This window comes from Streptosporangium sp. NPDC002607 (genome assembly GCF_053592655.1).
In genome coordinates, this window is sequence record NZ_JBSFWD010000007.1 from 289,242 (window position 1) to 308,474 (window position 19,233).

At 69.9% G+C, this 19,233-nt stretch carries 17 protein-coding genes, 1 pseudogene and 1 riboswitch; of the genes and pseudogenes, 10 read left to right on the forward strand and 8 right to left on the reverse strand.

Annotation, left to right across the window (positions count from 1 at the left end; genetic code table 11):
- Positions 1 to 5 precede the first annotated feature (5 nt).
- Entirely contained in the window at positions 6 to 1,523 is a 1,518-nt protein-coding gene (locus ACWD3H_RS11405) for an RsmB/NOP family class I SAM-dependent RNA methyltransferase (RefSeq protein WP_451954849.1), read from the forward strand.
- A 98-nt stretch (positions 1,524 to 1,621) separates the two neighbouring features.
- Positions 1,622 to 3,475: an asparagine synthase (glutamine-hydrolyzing) gene (gene asnB / locus ACWD3H_RS11410; protein WP_451954850.1), complete on the forward strand. Its 1,854-nt coding sequence runs from the start codon at positions 1,622 to 1,624 to the stop codon at positions 3,473 to 3,475.
- A gap of 17 nt (positions 3,476 to 3,492) precedes the next feature.
- On the opposite strand, the gene ACWD3H_RS11415 is transcribed toward asnB, so the two are convergent.
- Positions 3,493 to 3,675 (reverse strand): hypothetical protein, encoded by a 183-nt coding sequence (locus ACWD3H_RS11415; RefSeq protein WP_451954851.1) that lies wholly within the window; start codon positions 3,673 to 3,675, stop codon positions 3,493 to 3,495.
- Positions 3,676 to 4,000: 325 nt separating this feature from the next.
- Between ACWD3H_RS11415 and rpe the strand changes: the two genes are divergently transcribed.
- The gene (rpe, locus tag ACWD3H_RS11420) at positions 4,001 to 4,657 is read left to right on the forward strand and encodes a ribulose-phosphate 3-epimerase (RefSeq protein WP_350924464.1); all 657 of its coding nucleotides are present in this window, start codon (positions 4,001 to 4,003) and stop codon (positions 4,655 to 4,657) included.
- A 142-nt stretch (positions 4,658 to 4,799) separates the two neighbouring features.
- Here rpe and ACWD3H_RS11425 read toward each other — a convergent pair whose 3' ends face one another.
- From ACWD3H_RS11425 to ACWD3H_RS11445, 5 genes are all read right to left on the reverse strand, one after another.
- Positions 4,800 to 5,846, reverse strand: coding sequence for an ABC transporter ATP-binding protein (locus ACWD3H_RS11425; protein ID WP_451954852.1), 1,047 nt, complete (start codon positions 5,844 to 5,846; stop codon positions 4,800 to 4,802).
- On the reverse strand, positions 5,843 to 6,841 hold the full coding sequence (locus ACWD3H_RS11430) for an ABC transporter ATP-binding protein (protein WP_451954853.1): 999 nt from the start codon (positions 6,839 to 6,841) through the stop codon (positions 5,843 to 5,845). Before ACWD3H_RS11430 ends, ACWD3H_RS11425 begins: the two co-directional genes overlap by 4 nt.
- Before the next feature lie 14 nt (positions 6,842 to 6,855).
- Positions 6,856 to 7,836 (reverse strand): ABC transporter permease, encoded by a 981-nt coding sequence (locus ACWD3H_RS11435; protein ID WP_451954854.1) that lies wholly within the window; start codon positions 7,834 to 7,836, stop codon positions 6,856 to 6,858.
- Positions 7,837 to 7,963: 127 nt separating this feature from the next.
- Positions 7,964 to 9,748: an ABC transporter substrate-binding protein gene (locus ACWD3H_RS11440; protein ID WP_451954855.1), complete on the reverse strand. Its 1,785-nt coding sequence runs from the start codon at positions 9,746 to 9,748 to the stop codon at positions 7,964 to 7,966.
- A gap of 16 nt (positions 9,749 to 9,764) precedes the next feature.
- A complete protein-coding gene (locus tag ACWD3H_RS11445) occupies positions 9,765 to 10,766 on the reverse strand; it encodes an ABC transporter permease (protein WP_451954856.1) in 1,002 nt (333 codons plus the stop codon).
- A gap of 327 nt (positions 10,767 to 11,093) precedes the next feature.
- Here ACWD3H_RS11445 and ACWD3H_RS11450 point away from each other — a divergent pair, with 327 nt between their 5' ends.
- The 5 genes from ACWD3H_RS11450 to ACWD3H_RS11470 all read left to right on the forward strand — a co-directional run bounded on the left by ACWD3H_RS11450 (position 11,094) and on the right by ACWD3H_RS11470 (position 15,581).
- Entirely contained in the window at positions 11,094 to 11,909 is an 816-nt protein-coding gene (locus ACWD3H_RS11450; protein ID WP_350924475.1) for an oxygenase MpaB family protein, read from the forward strand.
- 121 nt (positions 11,910 to 12,030) lie between these two features.
- A riboswitch (FMN riboswitch) is annotated at positions 12,031 to 12,161 on the forward strand.
- Positions 12,162 to 12,490: 329 nt separating this feature from the next.
- Positions 12,491 to 13,126: a riboflavin synthase gene (locus ACWD3H_RS11455; protein WP_355566985.1), complete on the forward strand. Its 636-nt coding sequence runs from the start codon at positions 12,491 to 12,493 to the stop codon at positions 13,124 to 13,126.
- A 106-nt stretch (positions 13,127 to 13,232) separates the two neighbouring features.
- Positions 13,233 to 14,447, forward strand: a complete 1,215-nt coding sequence (locus ACWD3H_RS11460; RefSeq protein ID WP_350924479.1) for a bifunctional 3,4-dihydroxy-2-butanone-4-phosphate synthase/GTP cyclohydrolase II — start codon at positions 13,233 to 13,235, stop codon at positions 14,445 to 14,447.
- 73 nt (positions 14,448 to 14,520) lie between these two features.
- Positions 14,521 to 14,991, forward strand: a complete 471-nt coding sequence (ribH, locus tag ACWD3H_RS11465; RefSeq protein ID WP_350924481.1) for a 6,7-dimethyl-8-ribityllumazine synthase — start codon at positions 14,521 to 14,523, stop codon at positions 14,989 to 14,991.
- Between the two features lie 131 nt (positions 14,992 to 15,122).
- The gene (locus ACWD3H_RS11470; RefSeq protein ID WP_350953534.1) at positions 15,123 to 15,581 is read left to right on the forward strand and encodes a PH domain-containing protein; all 459 of its coding nucleotides are present in this window, start codon (positions 15,123 to 15,125) and stop codon (positions 15,579 to 15,581) included.
- A gap of 114 nt (positions 15,582 to 15,695) precedes the next feature.
- Here the strand turns inward: ACWD3H_RS11470 and ACWD3H_RS11475 are convergent, their stop codons facing one another.
- Both ACWD3H_RS11475 and ACWD3H_RS11480 read right to left on the reverse strand, forming a co-directional pair.
- Positions 15,696 to 16,364 (reverse strand): potassium channel family protein, encoded by a 669-nt coding sequence (locus ACWD3H_RS11475; RefSeq protein WP_451954857.1) that lies wholly within the window; start codon positions 16,362 to 16,364, stop codon positions 15,696 to 15,698.
- Positions 16,357 to 17,697 (reverse strand): TrkH family potassium uptake protein, encoded by a 1,341-nt coding sequence (locus ACWD3H_RS11480; protein WP_355566975.1) that lies wholly within the window; start codon positions 17,695 to 17,697, stop codon positions 16,357 to 16,359. The genes ACWD3H_RS11475 and ACWD3H_RS11480 overlap by 8 nt, the downstream gene beginning before the upstream one ends.
- A gap of 156 nt (positions 17,698 to 17,853) precedes the next feature.
- Here ACWD3H_RS11480 and ACWD3H_RS11485 point away from each other — a divergent pair, with 156 nt between their 5' ends.
- Both ACWD3H_RS11485 and ACWD3H_RS11490 read left to right on the forward strand, forming a co-directional pair.
- On the forward strand, positions 17,854 to 18,750 hold the full coding sequence (locus tag ACWD3H_RS11485; RefSeq protein ID WP_451954858.1) for an AAA family ATPase: 897 nt from the start codon (positions 17,854 to 17,856) through the stop codon (positions 18,748 to 18,750).
- Positions 18,734 to 19,233: pseudogene (locus ACWD3H_RS11490) on the forward strand (hypothetical protein); the annotation flags it as partial. The gene ACWD3H_RS11485 and the pseudogene ACWD3H_RS11490, both read left to right, overlap by 17 nt.

The window sequence follows — 19,233 nt, forward strand, 5'->3', positions numbered from 1 at the left end:
AGATCATGAGCAGTGCTGGTGGTGACGGCCGTAACGCCGCACGAGGCGGGCGCGGCCGGGGGGCGACTCCGCGCGGCCATGGAGCGGGCGGGAACCGAGGCAGGGGCAAGGGCACGGCCGGGGCCGGGCGTCCGCCCAAGCCGGTCCGCGACGAGGCGCGCAACACCGCGTACGACCTGATGCGTGCCGTCGACGAGCGGGACGCCTACGCCAACCTGCTGATGCCCGCGCTGCTGCGCGAGCGCCGCCTGTCGGGGCGCGACGCGGGACTGGCCACCGAACTGGCCTACGGCACCCTGCGCGGTCTCGGCACCTACGACGAGATCATCGCGGCCTGCAGCGACCGGGCGCCGGAGGACGTCGACCCGCCGCTGCTCGACGCCGTACGGCTGGGCGTGCACCAGTTGCTCAAGACGCGGGTGCCCCCGCACGCCGCCGTCGGCACCACGGTCGATCTGGTGCGGCTGCGCGTGGGCATCGGCGCCTCGAAGTACGCCAACGCCGTGCTGCGCAAGGTCTCCACCCGGTCGCTGGAGCAGTGGGTCCCGATCGTGGCGCCCGACCCCGCCGACGACCCCGTCGGCCATCTGGCGGTGGCCCACAGCCACCCCAGGTGGATCGTCGAGGCGCTGCGCGACGCCGTGGGCGGCGACTTCGACGAGACGGCCGCCCTGCTCGCCGCCGACAACGAGCGTCCCCGGGTGACCCTGGTCGCCCGTCCGGGCCGCTCGTCGGTCGCGGAGCTCCTCGACGCGGGCGCCGAGCCCGCCGGATACTCCCCGTACGCGGCCTACCTGCCCGAGGGCGACCCCGGGGCGATCCTCGCCGTGGCCGAGTCGCGGGCCGCCGTCCAGGACGAGGCCAGCCAGCTCGTCGCGCTGGCCCTGACCCGGGTCCCGGTGGAGGGCGCCGACTCGCGCTGGCTCGACCTGTGCGCGGGCCCCGGCGGCAAGGCCGGCCTGCTCGACGCCATCGCGACCCACGGTGACGAGGCGGGCCTCGCGGCGGGCGCCGGGCCGGCGGCCTTCCCCGGTGGGGCGCGCCTGCTCGCCGCCGAGCTGCAGTACCACCGGGCGCGGCTGGTGTGGCAGACGACCCGGCAGGCCGCGGTGATCACCGCGAACGGCACCGTGCCCGCCTGGCGGCCCGGAGTCTTCGACCGGGTCATGCTGGATGCCCCCTGCACCGGCCTGGGCGCGCTGCGCCGCCGCCCCGAGGCCCGCTGGCGCCGTGATCCCCGGAGCCTTCCCGAGCTGGGCAGGCTCCAGCGTGACCTGCTCGCCTCGGCGATCGAGGCGGTCCGTCCCGGTGGCGTCGTCGGGTACGTGACCTGCTCGCCGCACCTGGCCGAGACCGACGTCGTGGTCGGCGACGCCCTGCGCCACCGCGACGACGTCGAGGCGCTGGACGCCCGTGCCTACCTCCCCGAGGTCGAGGGGCTGGGCGAGGGGCCGTACGCGCGGTTCTGGCCGCACCGGCACGGCACCGACGCCATGTTCCTGGCCCTGCTGCGCCGCCGCTGATCGGCCCCGGGGCCGTCATCGCAGGTCAGGGCATATATGGATGCCGCACACCGTTCGACTGGGCATAACTGCTTCCAAGAGGACGCGGGGGTGGCGAAATGTGTGGAATCTGTGGATGGGTGGACTTCGAGGGCGATGTCCGGCAGTCACCGGACATCGCGAAGGCCATGACCGACACCATGGCCTGCCGCGGGCCCGACGACGCGGGGATCTGGCTCGCCCCGCACGTCGCGATAGGTCATCGGCGGCTGGCCGTCATCGACATCGAGGGCGGCCGCCAGCCGATGGTCGTCGCGGAGGAGGGGCTGCCGCTCGCCGTCCTCACCTACAGCGGCGAGATCTACAACTTCGTCGAGTTACGCGCCGAACTGGCCGCCCACGGTCACCGCTTCCAGACCCGGAGCGACACCGAGGTCGTGCTGCGGGCCTACCTCGAATGGGGCGAGGATCTCGCCGACCGGCTGAACGGCATGTTCGCCTTCGCGATCTGGGACACCCGCCGCGAGGAGCTGCTGCTCGTCCGCGACCGGATGGGTGTCAAGCCGCTGTACTACTACCCCACCGCGCACGGCGTGCTGTTCGGCTCCGAGCCCAAGGCGATCCTCGCCAACCCGCTCGCCGGGACGCCCACCGTCGACGCCGACGGGCTGCGCGAGCTGATCGCCTTCGTCAAGACCCCCGAGCACGCCGTCTACCAGGGCATGTACGAGGTTCGCCCCGGCCAGGCCGTCCGGGTGACCCGCGAGTTCCTGTGCCGGCGCCGCTACTGGCAGCTGAACTCCCACGAGCACGTCGACGACCTCGCCACCACGGTCGCGGGCGTACGCGACCTGCTGGACGACATCGTCGGCCGCCAGCTCGTCGCCGACGTGCCGCTCTGCGCCCTGCTCTCCGGCGGCCTCGACTCCAGCGCCGTCACGGCACTCGCCGCGCTGGGGCTTCGGGAGCGGGGGGAGGGGAGGGTCCGGTCGTTCTCCGTCGACTTCGCCGGATACACCGAGAACTTCCAGCCCGACGAGATGCGCGACACCCCCGACACGCCGTACGCGCACGAGGTCGTGCGGCACGTCGACGCCGACCACACCGACATCGTCCTGGACTCCGCCGACCTCATGGACCCGGCGGTGCGCGGCGAGGTCCTGCGGGCGCGGGATCTGCCGATCGGCGTCGGTGACATGGACACCTCCCTCTACCTGCTGTTCCGTGCCATCCGGGGGCACTCCACCGTGGCGCTGTCCGGTGAGTCGGCCGACGAGGTCTTCGGCGGCTACCGGTGGTTCCACGATCCGGAGGCGGTCGCCGCCGACACCTTCCCGTGGCTGGTCTCCCCGGGGATGGCGCGGTTCGGCGGGCTGGGGGCGCTCCTCGACGAGGACCTGATGCGCAAGCTGGACGTCCCCGCCTACCGCGCGGACAGCTACCGGCACGCGCTGGACGAGGTGCCCCGGCTACCGGGTGAGGAGGGGCTGGAACGGCGGATGCGGGAGATCTCCTACCTGAACCTCACCCGGTTCGTGCAGATCCTGCTGGACCGCAAGGACCGGATGAGCATGGCCGTCGGGCTGGAGGTCCGGGTGCCGTTCTGCGACCACCGGCTGGTGGAGTACGTCTTCAACGCCCCCTGGTCGATGAAGACCTTCGATGGACGGGAGAAGAGCCTGCTCCGCGCCGCCACGGCGGACATCCTGCCGCCCTCGGTCGTCCACCGCCGCAAGAGCCCCTACCCCTCGACGCAGGACCCCGCCTACGCGGAGGCGGTCCGCGCGGAGGCGGCCCGGCTGCTCGGCCGCGGGGACATCGCGGCCGAGCCGCTGATCGACAGGGAGAAGGTACGGGCGGTGATCGACCGGCCGGAGACGGATGGCGGCCCGGCGGGAGGCCGGGCGGCGCTGGAGGGGTTGCTGCAGTTCAACGCCTGGCTGGAGAGGTACCACGTCCGGGTCAACCTCTGATCCGAGATCCCGTCCCCTCAGCGCCGCCGGGGCACGTAGAAGAGCTTCACCCCGTCCTGGCCCGCTGAGGAGCTCCAGGCCAGGTTGGTCGAGATCACGCCGTAGAGGTCCATCACGCTCGCGGCGGGTACGGCGAGGAGGGCGACGACGGCGATCAGCGGGAGCAGAATCGAACGCAGGGAGCGGGGGCGAAAGGACATCGCTCCCCGATTCCGATAAAGACTGAGAAGTCGGTCGGAGCAGAGGCCCCGGACCTCGTGCACCGTCTCGTTCAATCATCCAGATGATTCCGGCAGGAAATTACTCCGGCAATCCCTCGTGTGCCAGGAGAGTTATGAGTTCGCGTCCTTTGACATTCCCTGCCGTCTCCGAGTTCGGTGCGGGAGGCTCGGTAGTAAGAGCGGTATATCCGATATGTCATGCTTCATGTGGCGCGCGTCGCGTGCCGGATGATATGTGACGCGGGTCACGTGGTGGACGGCGGGTGACGGAGGGCAGGGCGCCGCCTCATAGAATCGGCCAATTATGGCCGTACAGATCTCGCCCAGCATCCTGTCCGCTGACTTCGCCCGCCTCGCCGAGGCGGCCGAGGCGGTCCCCAACGCCGACTGGCTGCACGTGGATGTCATGGACAACCACTTCGTCCCCAACCTGACCCTCGGGCTGCCGGTGGTCGAGTCCCTGCTCAAGGCGACCTCGATGCCGCTCGACTGCCACCTCATGATCGAGGACCCGGACCGCTGGGCCCCGTCCTACGCCGAGGCCGGAGCCCAGAGCGTGACCATCCACGTGGAGGCGGCCAAGGCCCCGGTGCGTACGCTGCGCCAGATCCGCAGCGCCGGTGCCCGCGCCGGCCTGGCGCTGAACCCCGCCACCCCCGTCGAGCCGTACGAGGACCTGCTCGACGAGCTCGACATGCTGCTGCTGATGACCGTCGATCCCGGTTTCGGCGGGCAGAAGTTCCTCGACATGGTGCTGCCCAAGATCCGCCGGGCCCGCGAGCTGATCGACCGCTGTGGCGGGCAGGTCTGGCTCCAGGTGGACGGCGGCGTCTCCGACACGACGATCGAGCGCTGCGCGGAGGCGGGCGCCGACGTCTTCGTGGCGGGCAACGCCGTCTACGGCGCTGAGGACCCGGCCCGCGCGGTCGACGGTCTGCGCGCCCTGGCCACTCGCGGCTGACCGGTCCTGCTCCAGGGGGCGTCCGGGAGGACCGGACCGCCAGGCGGACAGCCGAACGGCGGAGGGCGGACCCGGGATGGGTCCGCCCTCCGCCGTTCTCTCACCGGGGATCACCGGTCGCGAGGACCGGCGACGGCCGGTGTCAGGTCTGCAGGGCCGGGTCCAGCACCACGTCCTGGCCGTGCACGGTCGGCTCCTCGGGGAAGTGGCAGGCGGTCAGGTGACCTTCCCTGTTGCCCTCCAGCCTGAGCAGCGGAGGCTCCTCGGTGGCGCACTTGTCCTGGGCCTTCCAGCAGCGGGTGCGGAAGCGGCAGCCGGACGGCGGGTTGATGGGGGAGGGCACGTCCCCCGCCAGGCGGATGCGCTCGCGCGGCTCGTCCTCCTCCTGCACTTCGGGCACCGCCGACAGCAGCGCGTGGGTGTAGGGGTGGCGGGGGCGCTCGTACAGGGAGGCGCGGTCGGCGACCTCGACGATCTTGCCGAGGTACATGACCGCGACCCGCTGGGAGAAGTGCCTGACGATCGCCAGGTCGTGCGCGATGAACAGGAACGCGATCCCCATGTCCCGCTGGAGCTGCTGGAGCAGGTTGACCACCTGCGCCTGGATGGAGACGTCGAGGGCCGAGACCGGCTCGTCCGCGATGATCAGCTTGGGGTTGAGGGAGAGCGCGCGGGCCACCCCGATCCGTTGCCGCTGGCCGCCGGAGAACTCGTGCGGGAAGCGGTTGTAGTGCTCGGGGTTGAGCCCGACGATCTCCAGGAGCTCCTGGACCCGCTTGGTCCTGCCGCCCGGCGGGTCGATCCCGTTGATCTCCATCGGGCCGCCGATGATGGTGCCCACGGTGTGCCGGGGGTTGAGCGACGAGTACGGGTCCTGGAAGATCATCTGGATCTCGGCCCGGATCGGCTTCAGCTCCCTGCGGCTGGCTTGGCCGATCTCGCGTCCGGCGTAGCGAATGCCGCCCGCGGTCGGTTCGAGCAGCCGGGCCGCCAGCCGCCCGGCGGTGGACTTGCCGCAGCCGGACTCGCCGACCAGGCCGAGCGTCTCACCGGTGTGCACGGTCAGGTCGATGCCGTCCACCGCGTGGACCCGGCCGACCTGCCGCTTGAAGATGAGGCCGCCCATCACCGGGAAGTGCTTCTTCAGACCGGACAGCTCCAGCAGCGGCTCGGAGGTCGTCTCGCTCACTTGTGGATCTCCCGCTTCTGGGCCAGGGTCAGGTAGCACGCGTCGCCGTGGCCGCGGTGCGGGGACAGTTCCGGCCGCTCCGAGCGGCACAGCTCGGGCCCCGCCACCTCCATGAAGTCGCACCGCGGGTGGAAGGGGCAGCCCGGCGGGACGTTGATCAGGCTCGGCGGGGTGCCGCGGACCGGCCGGAGCTGCACGTCCACCGGTGCGCTCAGCTTGGGCATGGAGGCCAGCAGGCCCCAGGTGTAGGGGTGGCGGGGCTCGCGGAGGACCTCCTTGACGGTCCCGCGCTCCACCGCGCGCCCGGCGTACATCACCAGCACCTCGTGCGCGGTGTTGGCGACCACGCCGAGGTCGTGGGTGATCAGGATGATCGAGGTGCCCATCTGGTCCTGGAGCTCCTTGAGCAGGTCCAGGATCTGGGCCTGCACCGTCACGTCCAGCGCGGTGGTGGGCTCGTCGGCGATCAGCAGGTCGGGGTCGCAGACCAGCGCCATCGCGATCATCGCGCGCTGCCGCATACCGCCGGAGAACTGGTGGGGATAGTCGTCCACCCTGGTCTTCGGCTGCGGGATGCCGACCCGGGTCAGCATCTCGATCGCACGGGCCCTGGCCTCGGCGCGGCTCGCGCCGGTGTGCTTGCGGTAGACCTCGGAGATCTGCTTGCCGATGGTGTGGTACGGGGAGAGCGAGGTCAGCGGGTCCTGGAAGATCATCGCGACCTTGTTGCCGCGCAGCCTCTCCATGGTGGACCGGGAGGCGCCGATCAGCTCCTCGCCGTCCAGCCGGATCTCCCCGCTGATCGTGCTGGTCTCCGGGTTGTGCAGGCCGAGCACCGTCAGGTTGGTCACCGACTTGCCGGACCCGGACTCGCCGACGATGCCCAGCGTGGTGCCCTTCTCCACGTCGAAGGAGAGCCCGTCCACCGCGTGGACGACGCCGTCCTCGGTGTGGAAGTCGACGGTCAGGTCGCGGACCGAGAGGAACGTTGACACTTTCTTCAGGACTCCTAACCCAGCCGCACGCGGGGGTCGATGAAGGCGTACAGGACGTCGACGACGATGTTGAAGAAGACGATCGCCCCGGCCGCCACGAGCACTGTCCCCATCAGCAGGGGCAGGTCGGAGTCCGTGACGGCCTGGATGGAGAGCCGTCCGAGTCCCTGCAGCCCGAAGGTGGTCTCGGTGATGATCGCGCCACCGATCAGCGTGCCGAGGTCCACGCCGAAGATCGTGATGATGGGCGTCAGGGTGCCGCGCAGGGCGAACCTCATCACCACGGTCCGGCCGGACATGCCCTTGGCCCGCGCGGTGCGGACGTAGTCCTCGCTGAGCTGCTCCACCATCGTCGAGCGCGTCATACGGGTGTAGTTGGCGGTGAAGATGATCGCCAGCACCACCCAGGGCAGCGCCAGCCCGCTCGCCCAGGCGAGGGGATTCTCGGTGAACGGCAGGTACTGGGGCCGTTCGAGGATCTGGCCCTTGTAGACGAAGACGTAGAGCGCGAGCGTGCCGATGAAGTAGATCTGCACGGAGGCGCCGATCAGGGACGCCACGCTGGCGATCTTGTCCAGTGGCTTGCCCTGGCGCAGGGCCGCGATGATACCGGTCGCCATGCCGAAGAGGAGGAAGACGACCGCCGCGCCGATGGTGAGGGAGACGGTGACCGGCAGCCGGTCCAGGATCGTCTCGAACACCGGCTCGCGGTTGACGAACGAGTAGCCGAGGCAGGGGGCCGGGCAGTAGTCCAGGTTCTCGTAGTCGCGGCCGACGAAGATGCCGGCCAGCCAGGCCACGAACTGGGCGAACAGGGGCTGGTCCAGTCCCAGGTTGTGCCGCGCCTGCTCCAGAAGGTCGGGCGGGCATACCTTGCCGCAGGCGAGCCTCGCCGGGTCGGCGGGCACGGCGAAGAAGAGGAAGAAGGTGACCGCGGCGATGATCAGAAGCGTGACCGCGGCGCCGAGCGTGCGGCGAGTGATGAATGGAAGCATTGCCTGTTTCCCGAGGTGGCTGGGACCGCTGCTGGGGCCTGACGGCCCCTTGGCCGTGACCTCGCGGGGGACGTGTCGTCCTCCTGCGGGGCCACGGCCGCCGGTGTCTCCTAAGGCTTCGTGGGCGTTACTGCTTCACGAAGATTCTGTTCGGCTGGACGACCCACGACTGCGGGTCGATCTCCGCGCCGCCGATCTTGGAGCCGTGCAGGGTGTTGGCGATCCGGTTCTCGGCGACGACCAGCGGGGTGATCGTCTCCTGGATCTCCTTGTCCAGCGCCATCCACGCGGCGTTCTGCGCGTCGATGTCGGTCATCGCGGTGATCTCGTCCATCTTCTTGGTGAGGGCCTCGTCCTTCAGGTGCGAGTAGTTCGGCGCACCGTCGGCGATCGGGCCGAAGATGACGGGCATGACCGTGGAGCCGGACGGCCAGTCGGCGCCCCAGCCGCCCCAGTACAGGTCGAACTCGTTCTTGGTCAGGCCGATGGAGTCGTAGTAGGTCTTGCGGTCCAGCGGCTTGGCGACGACCTTGATGCCGGCCTTCTCCAGAGCGCTCTTGATCACGACGGTGACCTGCTCCTGGACCGGCGTCTGGTTGTAGGCGTAGACGATGGTCGGCGTCGGGTTGCTCGACTCGGCCAGCAGCTGCTTGGCCTTCTCGATGTCACCCTCGGGCTTGGTCGTCTTGTTGAACAGGTCGTAGGGCTGGTAGCCGACCGTGGTGTTCTCGTTGAGGATGGTGGTCGGCAGCGCCGCGGCGGCCGGGCCGCCCATGGTCTGCTGGATCTGCTTGGAGGGCCACGCGTAGTTGATGGCCTGGCGGATCTTCTGGTCCTTCATCCGGTCAAGGTTGAAGTAGTAGTAGTTCCCGTACGGCGAGGGGCTCTTCATCAGGCGGGGTGCCAGCGCGGGGTCGCCGAGCACCTGCTGCAGCCGCTCCGGGGGAACGGTCGCGTAGAAGGTGAAGGCGGTCTGGTCCGGGCCCGCGTCCGCCATCAGGCGGTCGGTGATCTGCAGGGCCTCCTGGCCGAACTCCAGACGCCACTTGTCGGGGTAGGCGCCACGGATCGGGTCGGTGGCCGGGTCCCAGTTCGGGTTGCGCTCAAGGTCGATGGACTTGTCGACCACGTGGTTCTTGATGGTGTACGGGCCGCTGGAGACGGGGGCCTTGTCGTACTTCTCCTTGGTGTCCTTGGCCTTGGGCACGATGCCGTAGCCGCCCATGGCGAAGGCGTAGTTGGCGTCGGCGTGCGGCGTCTTGAACTTGTAGACGATCGTCTTGTCGTCCGGCGTCTCGATGCTGTCCAGGCGCTTGCCGTCATAGGGGCCCTGGTAGGCCTTCTTGTGGTCGACCTCGGTCAGCCACTGCTGGATGTAGGTCGGGCCCTGGGTGATGAAGGACGCGAACGTCCGCTCCATGCTCCACTTCACGTCCTCGGACGTGATGGGCGTGCCGTCCTCCCACTTCACCCCGTCCTTGAGGGTGAAGGTCCAGGTCTTGCCGCCGTCGGAGGGGGTGCCGGTGTCGGTGGCCAGGTCGCCGACCAGCTTGTACTCGCTCTTGTCGGTGCGCTTGTAGCCGGTCAGGGTACGCGCGATCAGGAGAGAGAAGTTCGTCTCGGTGTTGACGTAGAGCTGGCCCGGGTCCATGTGGGAGAAATCGTCCCGGTCGATCATCGTGACGGTGCCGCCCTTGACGACGCCCTCCGGCTCGATGGCCGGGCCCTTGGAGTCCTCCGCGGTGCCGACCGTGATGGTCGGCGCCTTGTAGGCCTCCACGGCGGGGGCGGAGGCACCGGCGGAGCCGCTGGGGGCGGCGGGGGCGCCCTGGTTGCCCTCGGCGCACGCGCTGGTGAGTGCAAGCGCGCCTATGGCGAGTACGGCCATCGCTGACCGCGTACGGACTTTCATCTCTCTCCTATCGGATCTAACGCTTGAGCTTGGGATCGAAGGCGTCGCGGACCGAGTCACCGAGCAGGTTGAACGCGATGACGAAGATCAGCAAAGCCGCGCCTGGGAAGATCAGGAAGGTGATGTCGTTCTGGTAGACCTGGGTGCCCCGCAGGAACATCCGGCCCCAGTCGGGGATGGGCTCGATCATTCCGACGCCCAGGAAGGACAGGGCCGCCTCGGCGGTCACCATCGCGGGCAGCAGCAAGGTCGACTGGATCAGGATCGGCGTCCACAGGTTGGGCAGCAGTTCCTTGAAGATGATCCGGGCGGGGGAGGCGCCGGTCACCTTGGCGGCCTCGACGAACTCCCGTTCGCGCATGGAGAGCACCTGGCCGCGCAGCAGCCGGGCGATGCCGGCCCAGCCGAAGGCCGTCAGCAGGGTGATGAGCGTCACCGCCCGCAGCCAGACCGGGGTCTCCTCGGAGGGGTCGACGAAGAGGTTCTCCACCACCGGCATGAACGCGATGATGAACAGGGTCGAGGGGAACGACAGGACGAGGTCGATCAGCCGGCCGATGAAGTAGTCGGTTCTACCTCCGGCGTACCCGGCGACGATGCCCATGACGATGCCGATCACCGAGATGAGGACCGTCGCGACTATCGCGATCAGCAGCGAGGTCCTGATCCCGTAGACGAGCTGCATGAACACGTCCCGGCCCAGGTTCGGCTCGACGCCGAACCAGAAGTCCGAGCTCATGCCGCCGTTGGGCAGCACCGGGTAGCCGAAGTCGTTCAGCAGTCCCGGGGTGTCCTGGCCGTAGAGGGTGTAGGGGTCCTTGCCGTAGAGCCAGGAGATGACCGGCGCGAGGATCGCGACGAGGAAGAAGAAGATCACCACGCCGGCCGAGGCGACGCCGGTGGGGTCGCGGCGGAAGCGCAGCCACATCAACTGGCCGGGGGAGCGGCCCACCGTCTCCGGTGTCTTCGCCGCGGGAGGTTCCACGGCGGTGGACGCGGCTGGTGCAGGGATGGTCATCGTGCGGGCGCTCCCAACGAGCATGGCTGAGCCTGATCCTTGGAACCATCGCAAAACAGTCAAGGTCAAATCAATGGTCTGCTCCTTACTCATTTTATTGTTGTGTAATTTCCACCTGTTCGTAGCTTCAATTCCGTTGACGCAGCGGGGGGGTGGGGTGAAAGAATCGGGGCACTTAAAAGCTGCTTTTCACGGATCTGTGACACTTTGATGACCTGGTCGTGACACCCTCGTCTGGATCCCGTTCCGCTTGTGTCACAGACCCGGGACATGTGTTCCCGGACCCCCTCCGGTAGCGTAATTAACCACTTACGAGGGAGGCGGCGCATGGATCACGGGTTGTTCGGACCGGATTCGGTGACCTGGAAGGTGATGGGCGAGCCGATCCTGCTCGTCGGAGGCTTCAGGGCGCTGCTCATGCAGGGCCTGCACCCCCGGGCGATGCGCGGGGTCGCGCAGAACTCGGCGCTCATGGACCCCGCGGAGGCCTGGTCCCGCTTCGCGCGCACCACCGAGTTCGTCCGGGTGCGCACCTACGGTACGACCGAGGAGGTCGCCCGCGCGGGGGCCAGGGTCAGGAAGATCCACGCGAGACTCACCGCCCTCGACCCCGACACCGGCGAGCGGTTCCGTCTCGACGACCCCGCCGCGCTGCTCTGGGTCCATGTCGGCGAGGTCGACTCCTACCTGTCGGTCGCCCGGCGGGCCGGAGTGGGTCTGAGCGGCGAGGAGGCCGACAGGTTCGTCGCGGAGTGGCGCCGCGCGGCCGAGGTCGTCGGCCTGCGCCCCGAGGACGTGCCCGGCTCGGTCGGCGAGCTGGACGACTACATCCGGGCCTGCCGTCCGGGTCTCTACTTCGCGCCCGAGGTGCCCCATCCGCTCAGGCAGTCGCTCAACGCGCCGCTCCCGGCGCGCCTGACCCCGCTCAAGCCGGTGTTCCCCATGGTCACCCTGCTCGCCTTCGCGACCCTGCCGCGCTGGGCCCGCAGGCTCTACGGGCTGCCCGCGACCCCGCTGGGAGACCTGTGGGCGACGGCCTCCCTGCGGGCGCTGCACACCGGCATCGGTCTGGTGCCCGCTCCGGTGCGCTACTCCCCGGACGCGCGGCGGGCTCGGAAGGTGATCGCCGAGCACGCGGCATGATTTGACCAAGCGCTCGCTTGGTCCATATGCTGGAGGGGTGTGCGGTGCGGTTTGCCGGACATGGCACACTGGTGTACGGGAAGCGGGCCGCCTGCGGCGCGCTTTCCGAAGCAAGACAGAGCAGCGTGCTCCGGGGTCGGTGAAATTCCGAGCCGGCGGTTACAGTCCGCGACCCGGTCGAATCCATCGACCGGTTGACCTGGTGAAACTCCAGGACCGACGGTTAGAGTCCGGATGGGAGGAAGCGCGCGAGCGGAGAGTGCCCTTTGGGGTCCTCCGCTGACCGGGTGTACGCACCCATCGAATTCCCCGGGGCCCGCCGTGGCAGACAGCTACTGGCGAGTAGGAGACCTCGGGTGACTGATCGGACGCGGACGCGCCCAGTGGCCGGGCCCGCCCCCCACGGGCATGGCGCCGCCGGCCCCCACCATTCCCTGACCGGGCACACCGGCTTATCCCGCTCTCCGAGCGCATGCCCCGCCGGCCCCCACGCGGCTTCCCGCCCTTCGGCGACGTTCCGCCTCCGGCCCCGCGACACCTCGGCCGCCCGCCTTCGCGCGGTCCCCCGCAAGGAGATGTGAATGTTCACCGGAATCGTCGAAGAACTGGGTGAGATCGCCGGGATCGAGCAGCTGAGCGACGCGGCCAGGCTGTCCATCCGGGGCAGGACGGTCACCTCGGACGCCGGGCACGGCGACTCGATCGCCGTCAACGGCGTCTGCCTGACCGTGGTGGACGTGGCCGGTGAGGTGTTCACCGCCGACGTGATGAAGGAGACCCTCGACCGTAGCTCCCTCGGCGCGCTGAGGCCCGGCTCCCCGGTCAACCTGGAACGCGCGGTCCGCGCCGACCAGCGACTGGGCGGCCACATCGTGCAGGGTCACGTGGACGGGACGGGCGTCCTGCTGTCGCGGGAGCCCGGCGAGCACTGGGAGGTCGTCCGCATCTCCCTCCCGTCCGACCTCGACCGCTACGTGGTCGAGAAGGGGTCGATCACGGTCGACGGCATCAGCCTGACCGTGGTGAGCGTCGGCTCCGGCGGCTTCGCCGTCAGCCTCATCCCCACCACTCTGCGCCTGACCACCCTCGGTGCCAAGCAGCCCGGAGACCCGGTGAACCTCGAGGTCGACGTGATCGCCAAGCACGTCGAGAAGCTCGTCGGCGCGTACGCCCCCGCGAGCACGGACGGCCAGGCCGGCAGGGGAGGCGAGCGGTGAACCGGGCGGAAGCGGGATTCGAGGCCCCCGTGCCGGTCCCGGTCGGATTCGTCAACTGGCTCAAGGAGCACAGGTCGCGGACCGTGCTCGTCCCCGAGGAGGCCGTGTGATCAAGCTGGACCCGATCGAACGCGCGATCGCCGACACCCGCGAGGGCAAGGCGGTCGTGGTCGTCGACGACGAGAACCGGGAGAACGAGGGCGACATCATCTTCGCCGCGTCCAAGGCCACGCCGGAACTGCTGGCCTTCACCATCCGGCACAGCAGCGGCGTGGTCTGCGTGCCGATGCGCGGTGAGGACCTCGACCGGCTCGGCCTGCCGCTGATGGTGCACGACAACAGGGAACGCCTGCGCACCGCGTACACGATCAGCGTGGACGCCAGGGACGGGGTGAGCACCGGGATCTCCGCCGCCGACCGGGCCCGCACGATCCGTCTCCTGGCCGACTCCGCGACCGACCCGTCCGAGCTGGTACGGCCGGGTCACGTCTTCCCGCTCCGGTACCGGGAGGGCGGTGTCCTGGTCAGGCGCGGCCACACCGAGGCGGCCGTGGACCTGGCCAGGCTCGCCGGGCTGAGCGAGTCCGGCGTGCTCGCCGAGGTCGTCAACGACGACGGGACCATGATGCGGCTGCCGGAGCTGCGCCGCTTCTGCGACGAGCACGACCTGGCGCTCGTCTCGATCGAGCAGCTGGTGGAGTTCCGGCGCAGGACCGAGCGGATGGTGACCAGGGTCGCCGAGACCCTGCTACCGAACAGGTTCGGTGTGTGGCGGGCCTACGGCTTCGCGAGCTCGGTGGACGGCGGCGAGCATCTGGCCCTGGTCTTCGGCGACATCGAGGACGGCGAGAACGTCATGGTCAGGGCGCACTCCGAGTGCCTGACCGGCGACGTGCTCGGGTCGCTGCGGTGCGACTGCGGGGTGCAGCTGGAACACGCGATGTCCCGGATCGCCGCCGAGGGCCGAGGCGTGATCGTCTACCTGCGCGGGCACGAGGGACGCGGCATCGGGCTGCTGGCCAAGCTACGGGCGTACAGCCTTCAGGACGCCGGCAGCGACACGGTCGACGCCAACCTGGAGCTCGGACTGCCGGTGGACGCGCGGGAGTTCTCCAACGCCGGGCAGATCCTCGCGGACCTGGGGGTGAAGTCGATCCGGCTGCTGACCAACAACCCGGCCAAGCTGCGCGGCATGGACGGCTACGGCATCAAGGTGATCGGCCGTGAGCCCATGCCGGTGGCGATGAACCCGTACAACGAGAAGTACCTGTCGGTCAAGCGCGACCGCCTTGGTCACGACATCCCCCAGGAGCGCGAATGAGTGAGCGTGGCAGGAGAGCCGGTATGGACGGGGTGTTCGCGAACGCGAACCGCGAGCGGAGTGAGTTGATCAGATGAGCGGGACAGGACGGCCGGTGGTGTCGGCCGTGGACGCGCGGGGGCTGACCGTCGGCATCGTGGCCGCCCGGTGGCACGAGGAGATCACCGATCAGCTCGTGGCGCGGGCCGTACGGGCGGGGGAGGACAGCGGCGCGGCGGTGACCGTGGTCCGGGTGGCCGGATCGCTGGAGATCCCGGTCGTGGTGCAGGCCCTGGCCAGGCGCTGCGACGCGGTCGTCGCCCTCGGAGCCGTGATCCGCGGGGAGACCGCCCACTTCGACTACGTCTGCGACTCCGTCACCGCGGGCCTGACCCGGATCTCCCTCGACGAGCAGGTCCCGGTCGGCAACGGAGTGCTGACCTGCGAATCCCTCGACCAGGCCGTGGACAGGTCGGGGGTGCCGGGCAGTCACGAGGACAAGGGCTACGAGGCCACCGTCGCGGCGCTGGAGGCGGCGCTGCTGCTGCGCGAACTCCGCTCCTAGAGCACCGCCGACGCACCCCGCCGCGCCGTGTGATCGGTGCGGCGGGGACGTGCGATAGGTTGCCATCGGCACCATGACCAGCCGTCGCAGCCGTTTTGATCGGTGGTTTCCCGAAGGATCGTGATCTGAGAGTGAGCCCGGAGAGCGTCTCCCCGCCCCCGTTGCCCGTCGTCTGGCGGCCCAAGAACGGGCGGATCGTGGCCTACGGCTTCGCGGGCGTGATCACGCTCGGCGCCATCCTGATGGCGATCTTCCTGCCGGCGCCGTTCACGCTGGCCGACAGGATCGGGATGCTCGTGCTGGGCCTCCTGATCGCCGGGGCCCTCCACCTGCTGGGGCGGTGCCGGGTGGAGGCCGACGAGCGGGGGATCACCGTCGTCAACCCGCTGAGGGTGCGCCGTTACGAGTGGGCCGAGGTGCTCGGGGTCACCCTGACCGCCCACGAGCCCTGGGCGAAGATCGACTTCGCCGACGGGATCACGGTCGGCGCCATGGGCCTGCAGGGGTCGGAGAAGAAACGCACGATGCGCCAGGTCCACGAGCTCGCCGCCCTCATCAGGGAGCGCGGCGAGGCGGACGAGGCCCGCTGAACCGCCGGCGGGCCGTCACCGCCTGAACGCGCCGGGTCCGGCGAGCCCCGTGGGGCCACTGTGGGGCCACTGTGGGGTCGCTGCGGAACCCCGCGCGGCAGGGGTTCTCGGTGCTCAGGTCTCCTCGGCGAACCGCTCGGTCTTGTCGGTGTCGCCGGCCACGAGCAGGATGTCGCCGCTCTGCACCACCGTCTCCGAGGTGGCGTAGGTGAACCCGCCACCGGGCTTCTTGATGCCGACCACGGTGACCCCGTACTCGCTGCGGATGCCCAGCCGGCCCAGGCTCTTGCCGTCCGCCCACCCGGGCGCCATGGTCTTGATCAGGGCGTAGCCCTCGTCGACCTCCAGATAGTCGAGCATCCGCCCGATGACCAGGTGCGCGACCCGCTCGCCCATGTCGTGTTCCGGCTGCACCACGCGGTGCGCGCCGACCCGCTGCAGGATCCGGCTGTGCTGCAGACTGATCGACTTGGCCCAGATGTCCGACACTCCCAGGTCGGTCAGGATCGAGGTGGTCAGGATGCTCGCCTCGATGTCGGTGCCGATGCCGACCACGGCCCGGCCGAACTCCGCGATGCCGAGCTGCCGGAGGGCGTCCGGGTCCGTGGAGTCCGCGCACACCACGTGGGTGAGCCTGCCGGAGAAGTGCTGGACGTTCTTGGAGTCGTTGTCCACGCCGAGCACCTCGACTTCGCGGCTCACCAGCTCCGCCGCCAGAGCGCCGCCGAACCGCCCGAGACCGATGACCACGACCGCGTCGCCGCGGTTCTTCTTGTCAACCAACGAGGGGACGCTCCTCCGGATATCGGAACCGACGGGTCTGGACGTGCAGTGCCAGCGCGGCGCCCAGGGTCACCGGGCCGAGCCGCCCGACGAACATCAGGACGGTCAGGATCAGGTGCCCCGCGGTGCCGACGTCGGCGGTGATCCCCGTCGACAGCCCGACCGTGCCGAAGGCGGAGATCACCTCGAACAGTACGCGGTCGAGCTTGAAGGGGGTCGCCGTCATCATCGCGAACGTTCCCACCGCGACCGACGCCACACTCAGCAGCGCGATCGTCAGGGCCTGGCGCTGGAGCTGCTCGGGGACGCGGCGGCGGCCCGCCGAGACGTCGGGCTCGCCGCGCAGCTCGGCGAGGATCACGAAGCCCAGGAGTGCGAACGTCGTCACCTTGATGCCGCCCGCGGTGCCCGCGCTACCCGCGCCGATGAACATCAGCACGTCGCTGACCAGCCAGGAGTTCTCGCTCATCTGGGAGGTGTCGACGGAGTTCAGGCCGCCGCTGCGGGTCATCGTGCTGTGGAAGAACCCGGCCATGATCCGTAGTCCCGGGGAGAGACCGCCCATCGTGCCGGGGTTGTTCCATTCGATGACGGTGATGGCCAGCGTCCCGCCGAGCAGCAGCACCGCGGTCATCCACAGCGTGATCTTGGCGTGCAGCGTCCAGCGCGACGGGCGACGCCAGTTCTCCCTCAGGACGGCGTAGACCGGGAAGCCGAGACCTCCGGCGATCACCGCCAGCGCGAGCGGGAGGCAGATCCACGGGTCGGTGACGAACCCCATGACGCTGTCCGACCAGAGGGCGAACCCGGCATTGGTGAATGCCGAGATTGCATGAAAAATCCCGTAATAGATGGCGCGGCCGACCGGCTCCCCGTACCCGATCACGAAGCGGGTGGCGAGCGCCGCGGCGGTCAGCACCTCGGCGACCAGCGTGACCTTGGCGACTCCCACGATCACCCGTCGCACGTCGCCGGGCCCGAGGGTCTTGGTCTCGGCCTGGGTGTTCAGGCGGGCGCGCAGGCCGAGCTTGCCGGAGACGAGCACGGCCAGGATCGAGGCGAGCGTCATGATCCCGAAGCCGCCGATCTGCATCAGCACCATGAGCACGATCTCGCCGAAGAGCGACCAGTGCGCCGCGGTGTCGTGCATGGCCAGCCCGGTCACGCAGACCGCGGAGGTGGCGGTGAACAGGGCCGACGTCCACGAGGCATGCTGACCCTCCTCGACCGCCACGGGTAGCGACAGCAGCCCCGTACCGGTGAGGACCACGGCCAGGAACGCCACCACGACGACTCTGGACGGGGTGTTGATCTGGCCGAGGAGGTTCTTCACAGGGGGTGAGGATACTTCTTCGAGGGGCGGCGGTAGACCTGTCCGCCCTCGATACCCGACGCCGCCCTCGCCGGGCCGGTTCCTCCCGCTGCCTCCCGGTGCCGCGGGTGCGGCGCGACAACGCGAGAACGCGACCACCGGGCGTAACCTGAGGTGGTGGTCAGGCGGACAATTGAGGCATCCAACGTGCAGTCACCCGCGCAGCTGGCGGAGCTGCTCGACGAGCAGTCGTATCTGGCCGATACCGGGCTCGCCACGGCCGCCTTTCTCGCACTGCGGATGGGGCGCCCGTTGCTCCTCGAAGGCGAGGCCGGCGTCGGCAAGACCGAGCTGGCCAGGACCCTGGCCGCGCTGCTCGGGGCGCCGCTGATCCGCCTGCAGTGCTACGAGGGGCTGGACGCCGCCCAGGCGCTCTACGACTGGGACTTCGCCCGCCAGCTCCTGCACCTGAAGGCGGCGGAGGCGGGTGGGATCACCGACGCCGCCCGGCTGGAGGGGGAGGTCTACGATCGGAGGTTCCTGATCGCCAGGCCGCTGCTGAAGGCGATCGAGACCCAGCCCTCGGTGCTGCTCATCGACGAGGTCGACCGCGCCGACGTGGAGTTCGAGGCGATCCTGCTGGAGGTGCTCTCGGACTTCGCGATCTCCATCCCCGAGCTCGGCACGGTCCGCGCCGCGCGGCCGCCGGTGGTCGTGCTGACCTCCAACCGCACCCGCGAGGTACACGACGCCCTGAAACGGCGCTGCCTCTACCACTGGCTGGAGCACCCCTCCTTCGAGCGGGAGGTGGCGATCCTGCGCAGGCGGCTCCCCGGCTGTTCCGCGATCCTGGCCGAGCAGGTCGCTCACGCGACGGGACGGCTCCGCGAGGCCGACCTGATCAAGCCACCGGGGATCGCCGAGACCCTCGACTGGACCGAGGCACTCCTGGCTCTCGGATCCCGCGAGCTCGACCCCGACGTGGCGGCGGCCACCCTGGGCGCCCTGCTCAAGCACAGGGAGGACCACGAGACCGTGCTCGGGAACGGATTCTTCGGTGTGGCCCGGCGCTGACGGCCCCGGCTTCCCCACCGGCGCGACCGGTGCCCCGGCGGATCGGGACACCGGCGGCCCGCCCGCCACGGATGACGGCGCCGCCCTTCCCGCCGGGAACGGCGAGGACCTGGTCGCGGTCATGACCGGTTTCGCCAGGACCCTGCGTGCCGCGGGGGTACCCGCCGATCACGAGCGAACCCAGGGCCTGCTCCGCGCCCTGTCCCACCTGGACGCCGCGGAGCCCACCGACGTCTACTGGGCGGGCAGGCTCACGCTGTGCGCCTCGGCCGACGACCTGCCCCGCTACGACCGGGTCTTCGCGGCCTACTTCGAAGGGCGGCGCGCGGGCCGCGCGAGACCGGCGGCGATCACCGTCACCCGGCACACCGCGGCGCTGCCGCAGACCCGGCCCGATCGGGAGGAGAGCGGTGACCCCCCCGGGGGGGGGGGGCGCGCCCGCGCCGGCGGCGCGGGGGGGTCGCGCGGTCCGGGTGCGGGGCT

Coding starts and splice junctions, on each gene's coding strand:
- ACWD3H_RS11405 (WP_451954849.1), top strand. CDS start 6: ATGAGCAGTGCTGGTGGTGACGGCCGTAACGCCGCACGAGGCGGGCGC.
- asnB (WP_451954850.1), top strand. CDS start 1,622: ATGTGTGGAATCTGTGGATGGGTGGACTTCGAGGGCGATGTCCGGCAG.
- ACWD3H_RS11415 (WP_451954851.1), bottom strand. CDS start 3,675: ATGTCCTTTCGCCCCCGCTCCCTGCGTTCGATTCTGCTCCCGCTGATC.
- rpe (WP_350924464.1), top strand. CDS start 4,001: ATGGCCGTACAGATCTCGCCCAGCATCCTGTCCGCTGACTTCGCCCGC.
- ACWD3H_RS11435 (WP_451954854.1), bottom strand. CDS start 7,836: ATGCTTCCATTCATCACTCGCCGCACGCTCGGCGCCGCGGTCACGCTT.
- ACWD3H_RS11440 (WP_451954855.1), bottom strand. CDS start 9,748: ATGAAAGTCCGTACGCGGTCAGCGATGGCCGTACTCGCCATAGGCGCG.
- ACWD3H_RS11445 (WP_451954856.1), bottom strand. CDS start 10,766: ATGACCATCCCTGCACCAGCCGCGTCCACCGCCGTGGAACCTCCCGCG.
- ACWD3H_RS11450 (WP_350924475.1), top strand. CDS start 11,094: ATGGATCACGGGTTGTTCGGACCGGATTCGGTGACCTGGAAGGTGATG.
- ACWD3H_RS11455 (WP_355566985.1), top strand. CDS start 12,491: ATGTTCACCGGAATCGTCGAAGAACTGGGTGAGATCGCCGGGATCGAG.
- ribH (WP_350924481.1), top strand. CDS start 14,521: ATGAGCGGGACAGGACGGCCGGTGGTGTCGGCCGTGGACGCGCGGGGG.